1 pseudogene is annotated in these 357 nt (G+C 70.3%); it reads right to left on the bottom strand.

Features of this window, described 5'->3' with window-relative positions:
* Positions 1-357: pseudogene (locus F0L46_RS25405) on the bottom strand (2',3'-cyclic-nucleotide 2'-phosphodiesterase); the annotation flags it as partial.

Here is a 357-nt window from a genome sequence, read left to right as displayed (position 1 = left end):
GATGGCGATGGGGCCGGGCTTCACGTCGGTGTAGTAGTCGGGCCCGCCGCGCCCGCCCGACTTGAACGGCGCCGCGGCCGACAGGACGGGCAGCGCGCCCAAGCCGAGATTGGCCGCGAGCGGCTTCACGTACCAGACCTGTGCCTGGCTCACGATCTGGACCGACGGATCGTCGGCGACGAGGGCCCAATAGGAGTTGATCGGCGCCTTCGTCTCGCCCACCGGCTGGCGGACATAAGCGAGCGTCGCCTCGTGCTCGCGCTTCACCGCGCCCGTCACCTCGGGCTCCGCCTTCACGAGCGGCACCACGGTCCGGTCCTTGCGCTCGTAGATCGGCCTGGCCTCGACCTTGAAGCC

Source organism: Salinarimonas soli (assembly GCF_008386575.1).
Taxonomy (GTDB): domain Bacteria; phylum Pseudomonadota; class Alphaproteobacteria; order Rhizobiales; family Beijerinckiaceae; genus Salinarimonas_A; species Salinarimonas_A soli.
This window is presented reverse-complemented; position numbering and strand designations above follow the sequence as displayed.